Source organism: Mesorhizobium sp. M4A.F.Ca.ET.050.02.1.1, from assembly GCF_003997725.1.
GTDB lineage: Bacteria > Pseudomonadota > Alphaproteobacteria > Rhizobiales > Rhizobiaceae > Mesorhizobium.
This window is the reverse complement of the sequence record NZ_RZSG01000198.1, coordinates 1-8,608: the sequence shown is the minus strand read 5'-3', so window position 1 is coordinate 8,608 and position 8,608 is coordinate 1. Positions and strand designations below refer to the sequence as shown.

8 protein-coding genes and 1 pseudogene are annotated in these 8,608 nt (G+C 65.1%); 1 reads left to right on the top strand and 8 read right to left on the bottom strand.

Annotation, left to right across the window (positions count from 1 at the left end; all coding sequences use genetic code 11):
• The 7 genes and pseudogenes from EOA33_RS15375 to EOA33_RS15345 all read right to left on the bottom strand — a co-directional run.
• Positions 1 to 181 (bottom strand): annotated as a pseudogene (locus EOA33_RS15375) (carbohydrate kinase); the annotation flags it as partial.
• On the bottom strand, positions 181 to 1,305 hold the full coding sequence (locus EOA33_RS15370; protein ID WP_127405991.1) for an ABC transporter ATP-binding protein: 1,125 nt from the start codon (positions 1,303 to 1,305) through the stop codon (positions 181 to 183). The pseudogene EOA33_RS15375 and the gene EOA33_RS15370, both read right to left, overlap by 1 nt.
• The gene (locus EOA33_RS15365; protein ID WP_127405990.1) at positions 1,302 to 2,420 is read right to left on the bottom strand and encodes an ABC transporter ATP-binding protein; all 1,119 of its coding nucleotides are present in this window, start codon (positions 2,418 to 2,420) and stop codon (positions 1,302 to 1,304) included. Before EOA33_RS15365 ends, EOA33_RS15370 begins: the two co-directional genes overlap by 4 nt.
• Positions 2,421 to 2,425: 5 nt before the next feature.
• A complete protein-coding gene (locus EOA33_RS15360) occupies positions 2,426 to 3,283 on the bottom strand; it encodes a carbohydrate ABC transporter permease (RefSeq protein ID WP_126056078.1) in 858 nt (285 codons plus the stop codon).
• 9 nt (positions 3,284 to 3,292) lie between these two features.
• A complete protein-coding gene (locus tag EOA33_RS15355; RefSeq protein ID WP_126056079.1) occupies positions 3,293 to 4,213 on the bottom strand; it encodes a sugar ABC transporter permease in 921 nt (306 codons plus the stop codon).
• Positions 4,214 to 4,365: 152 nt separating this feature from the next.
• Positions 4,366 to 5,811, bottom strand: coding sequence for an extracellular solute-binding protein (locus tag EOA33_RS15350; protein ID WP_126056080.1), 1,446 nt, complete (start codon positions 5,809 to 5,811; stop codon positions 4,366 to 4,368).
• A gap of 45 nt (positions 5,812 to 5,856) precedes the next feature.
• The gene (locus EOA33_RS15345; RefSeq protein ID WP_126056081.1) at positions 5,857 to 6,831 is read right to left on the bottom strand and encodes a sugar-binding transcriptional regulator; all 975 of its coding nucleotides are present in this window, start codon (positions 6,829 to 6,831) and stop codon (positions 5,857 to 5,859) included.
• A gap of 227 nt (positions 6,832 to 7,058) precedes the next feature.
• On the opposite strand from EOA33_RS15345, the gene EOA33_RS15340 reads away from it, so the two are divergent.
• The gene (locus EOA33_RS15340) at positions 7,059 to 7,760 is read left to right on the top strand and encodes an MgtC/SapB family protein (RefSeq protein ID WP_245482341.1); all 702 of its coding nucleotides are present in this window, start codon (positions 7,059 to 7,061) and stop codon (positions 7,758 to 7,760) included.
• Positions 7,761 to 7,788: 28 nt separating this feature from the next.
• Here the strand turns inward: EOA33_RS15340 and EOA33_RS15335 are convergent.
• Positions 7,789 to 8,608: VWA domain-containing protein (locus EOA33_RS15335; protein ID WP_145989156.1), on the bottom strand; the 820-nt coding region annotated here is incomplete at its 5' end.

The following is an 8,608-nucleotide window of genomic DNA, read 5'->3' as shown; positions in this document are numbered from 1 at the left end:
GGCGAAGCGTGACCGCCGTATCGGCCCAGGTGCGCGCCAGGTCCTGTTCGGCGCCACCGCCCGGCAGCGTCTCGTAGCGGTTCGGCAGCGCGGTGGCCGCGATCTGCCGGCCCGCCTTGTCGAAAGCGACGGACTTGATGACAGACGTGCCGGCGTCGATGCCGATCAGCACATCCCGCATCAGGCAAGCTCCATCCCGTGCGAAATCGCCCTGCCGTCCGCCTGGTCGAAGACGTGCAGGTTCTTCGGGTCGATGCTGACATTGATCGGCGCCCCTAGCTCGAGGCGGGTGCGGTCATGCTCGACCAGCACCAGCGAGCCGCCGGCGAAATCGGCGGCGATATGGGTCTGGTCACCAAGCCATTGGTTGGCCGAGACGGTGGCCGGCACGCCGTCCTTCGAGCGGCGTACCGCATAGGGCCTGACGCCGATGACGACGCGCTCGCGGGCAAGCAGTTGGTCGCGCACCGGGCCGCTGAAGGCGTCCTTGTCGTAGTCGAGCGACAAGCCGTCGGGCAGCCTCAGGCTGATCTTGCCGGCGACCGTGCCGACGAAGGCCTCGAAGACATTCATCGGCGGCTCGCCGACGAAGGTGCCGGTGAACAGGTTCGCCGGCCGCCGCTTGATCATGTCGGGCGTGTCGAACTGCTGCAGCACGCCGCCTTCCATCACCGCGATGCGGTCGGCGAGGGCGTTCGCCTCGGTCTGGTCGTGGGTGACGAGGATCGCGGTCAGGCCGCGCTCCTTGATGAAGTGCTTGATACGGCCGCGCAGCACGGCGCGCAGCTGCGGCTCGAGCTGGCCCATCGGCTCGTCGAGCAGGTGCAGGTCGGCGTTGCGGATCAGCGCCCGGCCGAGGCTGGCGCGCTGCTGCTGGCCGCCGGAGATCGAGCTCGGATAGCGCTCGAGGATGTCCTCAATCTCGAGCAACTTGGCGATGCTGGCGACCTTGGCGTCGACATCGCTCTTCGAAAGCCGCGCCGCCTTCAGCGCGAAGGCCATGTTCTCGCGCACGGTGAGCGGCGGATAGAGCGAGTAGCCCTCGAAGGCCATCGCCACGTTGCGCTTGACCGGCGCCAGTGTGTGCACCTTGCGGCCGGCGACGGCGATCTCGCCACGCGAAACCTCCTCGAAGCCAGCGATCATGCGCAGCGTCGAGGTCTTGCCGCAGCCCGACGAGCCGAGCAGCGCCACGATCTCGCCCCTGGCGATCCCGATCGTCAGGTTCTTCACCGCATGCACGCCGCGGTCGATCGGGCCGTAGAATTTGTCGACGCCGGAAATGGTGAGGGCGCTGGCGCTCATGCCGCTTCTCCGCTGCGCAAATTGACGACCCTATTGGCGCCGATGCGCTCGCCGCTCGCATGATCGAACAGCAGCGCGCTCTTGCTGTCGACGGCGATATGCGCCTTGCCCTCGGTCTGGCCCGGCGTTCCAGCCGGGCGCGAGACCAGGATCTCGCGGCCGCGCACGGTACGCACCAAGGTGACGATCTTTTCGTTGAGCGGCGTCTCGGCCTCGACGGTCACCGGAACGGCGCCGGGCGTGGCCTCGCCGACGAAGCTCAGCGCCTCGGGCCGCAGGCCGATGACGCAGTCGCGCCCGACCGCCGCCTCATAGGCGCCGGCGAGATGGACCTGGACGTTCGACAGGCCGACATAGATGCCCTTGGCGTCGCGGGCCGGCTTGACGTCGAGCAAATTGATGGTCGGATCGCCGAACAGCCTGGCGATCTCGACATTGGCCGGCTCGCGATAGATCTGCTCGGGCGTGCCGAGCTGGCGGATGACGCCTTGCGACATCACCGCGATGCGGTTGCCGAGCGCCATCGCCTCCTTGTAGTCCTGGGTGACGTAGACGACGGTCGCGCCGCGGTCATGCAGGAGCCGCGGCAGTTCAAGCCGCATCTCGAAGCGCAGTTTGGCATCGACGTTGCGCAAGGGATCGTCGAGCAGGAGAATTGGCGGCGAGCCGACCAGGGCGCGGGCAAGCGCAGTGCGCTGCTTCTGGCCGTTGGAGAGCGCGCGTGGCTTGTGGCTCAGCACATGGTCGATCTTGAGCAACTTGGCGACGCTCTCGACGCCGGCCTTGATAGTGCCTTGCGAGGAGTGCCTGGCCTCGAGCGGCGTCGCGATGTTGTCGAAGGCGCTCATATGCGGGAACAGCGCGAAATTCTGGAACGCCATGCCGACGCCGCGGAACTCGGCATCGACATCGGTCATGTCCTCGCCGCCGATGAGGATCTTGCCCTCGTCGGGGTCGATGACGCCGGCAACCATGCGCAGAAGCACCGTCTTGCCGGCGCCGGACGGACCGAACAGCACCAGCGTTTCGCCGTCGGCGACGGTCAGCGACAGATTGTCGAGGACCGTCTGGCTTTTGTAGCGCTTGACGACATTTTTCAGTTCGAGGCTGGCCATCGGAGCTACCCTTTCACGGCGCCGAGCGACAGGCCTTCGACGAGATAGCGCTGCGCGTAGAGCGCAAGCGCCAGCGTCGGCGTGATCGACAGCACGATCGCGGCCGAGATCTGGCCGTATTGAATGCCGGACGAGGTGATGAAGGCCAGTGCGCCGACCGTCACCGGCTGCTTGTCGGCGGAGGCGAGCACCAGCGCAAAGACGAAATTGTTCCAGGCGAAGATGAAGGCGAGCAGGCCGGCGGCGGCGATGCCCGGCCCGGCCAGCGGCAGCGCGATCTTGCGGAAGGTGGCGAACCAGGAATGGCCGCCGATCCGATAGGCGTATTCGATGTCGGCCGGGATGTCCTCGAAATAGCCGCGCACGATCCACAGGATGAGCGGCAGGCAGATCAGCTGGTAGACCCAGATCAGCCCGATATAGGTGTTAGCCAGTCCAAGCTTCTGGAAATAGAGGGTGAGCGGCAACAGCACCAGCAGCGCCGGCGCGAAGCGGAACGACAGCAGCGTGAAGGCGATGTCCTCCGAGCCGCGGAATTTGTGGCGGGCGAAAGCATAGGCCGCGGGCACGCCGAGCAGCAGCGAGACGGCAACCGAGGTGACCGACAGGAACACCGAATTCCAAAGGTTGCGCATGAAGGCGATGTCGAGCGTTCCGGCCGCCGTCACCAGCTTGCCGGTGATCAGCGCCGTGTAGTTGGCGAGCGTCGGCTCGAAGATCAGCTGCGGCGGGATGCGCAGGATCGTCTCGTTGGTCTGGAACGACATCATGAAGATCCAGGCGATCGGGAACATGAAGAAGATGACCACCAGCGTGAGCGCCACGCCGCGCAGGATGCGTTCGAGAAGCGAGGTGTGTTCCATCCCTGCCTCCTATGCCTGGCCGCGGGCGCGTTCGCGCAGCCGGAGCCAGTTCTTGATGAAGATGTTGGAGAGGAAATAGGTGATCGCCCACAGGATGATCATCAGCGCCGCCGAGCGTCCGACATTGGTCGACTGGAAGAAGTTGAGATAGGCCTCGACCTGGAAAACGGTCAGCGTGTCGCCGGGCCCTCCCTGGGTCATCGCGTAGATGATGTCGAACTGCTGGATTGAATCGAGCAGGCGGAACAGCGTCGCGGTCAGGATATAGGGCGTCAGCATCGGCAGGGTGATGCGGAAGAACACGAAGCTCCTCGGCACGCCGTCGAGCGCGGCCGCCTCGAAGGGTTGCGTCGGCAGGCTGCGCAGGCCGGCAAGCAGCAGGATCATGATGAAGGGCGTGTAGACCCAAATGTCGACCAGCACGACGGTGAGCAGCGCTGTCGACGGCGAGGAGGCCCAGCGGAAGTCCTGCAGGCCGATGAGGCTGGCAAGGTAGCTAAGCACGCCGAAGCCGGGATTGGTCATCAGCTTCCACATCAGGGCAGCCAGCGCCGGCGCCGTCATCAGCGGCATCAACAGCATGATCGAGATGAAGTTGTTCAGCGTCGAGCGCTTCTGCAACAGCATGGCGATGCCGAGGCCGAGCAGCAGTTCGAGCACCACGGTGATGCCGGCATAGAGCAGCGACACCTCGAGCGTGTTCCAGAACTTCGGGTCGGTGAAGAACGAAATGTAGTTGTCGCCCCAGTTGAATTGCCTGGCCCATGGCTGACTCAGCCGGTAGCGCTGGAAGGAATAGACCACCGAGGTCAGGAACGGGATCAGGATGCCGATGCAGACCAGGAGCGCCGGCAGGCTGAGGAGATAGGGCAGAACCCGCTTGCTGATCCTGAAGCCGGAGGGTCTGTGGACTGTCGTCGCCGCGGTCATCGCGCTCTTCCGTTATCCCGGTTGCTCCGCCCTGCCGGCCGCCCAAGGGAGCAAGGCGGCCGGTCGGGCGTTGGCGAAGCATACCGCTTCGCCTCGCGAGTGTCGTTGAGGGTCGCGGCTGGCCCGCGTTGCGCGCCAGCCGCTGCCCGATATCAGCCGAGGCCGGCCTCCTTGAGCTGGCCGTTGATGCTCTCGGCCAGCTTGTCGAGGCCCTCGTCGATCGGCACTTCCTTGGCCACCATCTTCTGCAGCGTCGCGGCCCATTCGGTGGTGAGGTCGAAGAACAGCGGCTGCGCCGTGAACTTGATGCTGGCGCCGGGCGCCGAGGCGTCGAACATCTCGACATAGCCCGGATAGCTCTTGTTCAGCTTCTCACGGAACACCTCGTCCTTCCAGACCGACTGCCGGACCGGATTGACGAAGTCCATCTTGGTGGCGCCGAACAGGCAATGGTCGAGCCCGGAAGCCCACTGCAGGAAGTACCAGGTGGCGTCCTTGTCCTTGGAGAAGTTGGACATCGACAGCGACCAGATCCAGATGTTGGGCGTCGGCGCCTTGGCGGCCGGATTGGCCTTGAAGCCGGCGAAGGCGAGCTGGCCGGCCATCTTGTTGGTGCCGCCATTCATGAAGTAGCCGAGGATGTCGGCGTCGAAGATCATCGCCGAGGCGCCGGCGCCGAGATCGGTACCGACCTGGTACCAGGTGTAGGTCGACCAGTCCTTCGGGCCGCTCTCCTGGATCATCTGCACCCATTGCTTGTGGAAGGCCTTGGATTCGGCGGTGTTCATGGCAGCAGACAACTTGCCGTCGGCCGACACGTTGAGGTCCTTCTGGTCGAAATTGGCATAGGCCGACAGGAAGCCCGGATGGATCGTCGCCCAGGAGCGCGAACCGCGCACGCCGATGCCATAGACGCCGCCACCGACATCCTTGGTGAGCTTGGCGGCCGCTGCCACCATCTCGTCCATGCTGCCGGGAACCTTGACGCCGGCCTTGTCGAACATCGCCTTGTTGTAGGTGATGTTGTTCTGCTCGAAGCCCCACGGAATGCACCATTGCTTGGCGTCTTCCGAACCCAGCGCGCCGCCGGGCTTGCCGTTCCAGGCGCAGGAGTTCTTGACGCCGGGCAGGAAGTCGTCCCAGGCATATTTCGGATTGGTCTTGGCCGGGTCCTTGATCCACTCGTTGAGGTCGGTGATCCAGCCGGCCGGGCCATAGGTCCAGGTCATGTAGGCGCCGGTCATGAAGGCGTCGTATTCGGAGGAGCTCGCCGAGAGCGCCGCGGTGACCTTGTCGAAATAGACGTCTTCCGGGAACACGTCATAGACGACGTTCATGCCGGTCAGCTGCTTGAAATTGTCGAGGTCGGCGATCATCGCATCGGCATAGGGATGCTTGTTGAGCAAGAGCTTGATGGTCTTGCCCTTGTGCGCCTGCCAGTCGAAATCGGCGGCGAGCGCGCGGGTCTGGCCCAGATTGAGCAAGACACCGGCGGTGCTTGCGGCAAGGCCCATGGCGCCCAGTCCCCTGATCAGTCCACGGCGGTCGACTTGTCCACGCAGGAACGCGTCGATCAGGTCTTTTTCTTTCTCATGCATGTCCTCTTCTCCTCCACAGGGTAGTTTCAACCAAAGCGGTGCCGGCTACCCGACCGGCGTCTGTTCCACGAGCGATCGCGCCGTCCGCTCGTCGGTTATCAGGCCCTTGAGGTAGCGGCCCTCCAGCACTGACTTGATGGCTCGAACCTTCACCTTGCCGCCGGCGACGGCGACGATCCTGCGGTTGGCGATGTCCTCGCGGGCGAGCGCCAGGGCGCGGCTGGAAACCGTGGTCGCCACTGGCTTGCCGGCCTCGTCGAAGAAATGGCCAAGCAGTTCGCCGACGGCGCCGTTGCGGCGGGTCTCCTCCATCTCGCCCTTGTCGATCATGCCGGTGGCGACCAGCGAGGCCTCCTGCTCTGCGGTGCCGATGCCGGCCAGCAGCAGGTCGGCGGACCTGGCGAGATCGAAGACCTCGCTGACGCCCTTCTGGCCGAGCAGCACGGCGCGGTCCTCGACCGTGTTGGCGAACATCGGCACCGGCATGACATAGGCCTCGGCGCCGGTGCGCTCGGCGAGGCGATGGATCACGTCATGCGGGTTGGCCGAGAATTTGCGCGTCAGGCCGCCGAGCAGCGAGACGAAGCGGATCCCGTCGGCCGAGATGCGCGGCAGGTATTCGACGCAGGCCGCGAGCGTGCGGCCATGGCCGACGCCAATCAGGGTGCCCTCGCCGCGCTCGATCTCGCGCTTGAGGAACTGAGCGCCGGCAATGCCCAGCGCCTTGAGCGGCAGGTCTTCCGGATCGAAGTCCGGCACCACCTCGCAATAGTCGAGACCGTAGCGGCCGGACAGTTCGTCCTCCAGCGCCACGCATTCGGAGATCTCGCCGTCGATATAGACCTTAACCAGCCCTTCCTGGTTGGCCTTGGTGATGAGGCGATGCGCCTTGAGGCTGGTCAGGCCGAGCCGCTTGGCGACCTCGGCCTGGGTCAGGCCGCCGGCATAGTGAAGCCAGGCGGCGCGAGCGGCCATGCTGGTCTCATCGTCGCGCAGGAGGCCGTTGCCGAACCCAACCATTTCCGCCCTTTTGATATTTTTATCAGTTGCTGCAAAATTTTTCACAAGGCTACACCGGAGTCAAGCGGCGCCTGTCTCAAAATCGTGCAAGGGGCGCGATAGACGGCGCCAGTGCTCCGGGCCGCCAAGGAACCTTCAGCCCTTCAACGGGGTTGAAGTCGTTGGGAACAAGGAGTGGCGCGGCGCGCGCGCCTCTTTGAACGATGTTCGAGCCGCTTTGCTGCGATATGCCGCTTCACCCGACCTGGCCCGACCTCGCCGCGCGGCTCGTCTTCACACTCTTGGCGGGCTTCCTGATCGGTCTGAACAGGGAGGCACGCGGCCATACCGCCGGGCTGCGAACGACAATACTGGTCGGCCTTGCCGCGGCCATCGCCATGATCCAGGCCAATATGTTGCTCGACGTGGCCGGCAAGGGCACGGACTCTTTCGTCCGCATGGACGTGCTGCGTTTTCCGTTGGGTGTGCTGACCGGCGTCGGGTTCATCGGCGGCGGCGCCATCCTGCGGCGCGGCGATCTCGTGACCGGCGTCACCACCGCCGCCACGATGTGGATCATGACCATGATCGGCCTCGCCTTCGGCGGCGGCCAGTTCGGCCTTGGCGCGATCGCGACGGTGATGACGCTGGTGACGCTGCAGGCGCTGAAATGGGTCGACCTCAGGATCCCGCGCGACCACCATGCGATCCTGGCGGTCTCATGGCCGAATGGCTCTCCGCCGGTTCTCAGGGACATGGTCGGTCCGCTCGGCTATGACGCGCGCTTTATCGGCATGGAGCATGACGCCGACCGCGACCGGTTCGTCCATTCCTTCAATCTCGCATGGAAGCAACCGGATGCCGTCGAGCCTTCGGTGGAAATCCTGGCCGTGGTCGGCCGGCACTGCGAGGTCGAGCGCTTCGAGCTGATCAGCGAGAAGGCGGCCTGATCCTCGCTGAACGGCCGCAGCGGCAGGCTTACTCGCCTGCCTTGAGTGGTTCGGTGTCGGCTCGGATCAGCTTGATGTCCGCCCCTGCCGCCCAGGCGCCGATGTCTTCCCGACGCAGCGCTGCCGCCATCATATCTGGGAAATGATCGGGCGTGCAGGCGAAAACCGGAACCCCGAGCGCGGCGACCGATCCAGCCATCGCGGGATCATAGCCGGGACGACCCTGATCGGTGAGCGCCAGCAGCACGACGACATTGACGCCCGACCGGACCAGCGCTGCCAGCCGCTTGAGAAGCTCCTGGCCGTTGCCGCCCTCGTAGAGGTCGGTGATCAAAATGAAATGCGCCTTGGTCGGCCGCTCGATCCGCTCGGCGCAATAGGCGACCGCCTGGTTGATGTCGGTGCCGCCGCCAAGCTGGACGCCGAACAGCACCTCGACCGGATCGCTGAGCTCCTCCGTCAGGTCGACGATCGCCGTGTCGAAGCAGACCAGCTTGGTGCGCACCACCGGCAGCGAGGCCATCACCGCAGCGAAGATAGAGGCGTAGATGACCGAGCTTGCCATCGAGCCGGACTGGTCAACGCACAGCGTCACCTCGTCGAGGTCGACCAGCCGGCGCTGACGCCGCATGAAGCCGACCAGCCTTTCCGGCACGACCGTCTTGTGGTCGGGCTGATAGTGGCGAAGGTTCGCCGCGATGGTGCGCGGCCAGTCGATGTCGCGCTGCCGTGGCCGGTTGGTGCGCCGCGACCGGTCGAGCGCGCCGCGGATCGCCTCGGCGGTCTTTTGCTCGAGGCGCTGCATCAGCTTGGCGACGATGTCGGAGATGATCGAACGGGCGATATCC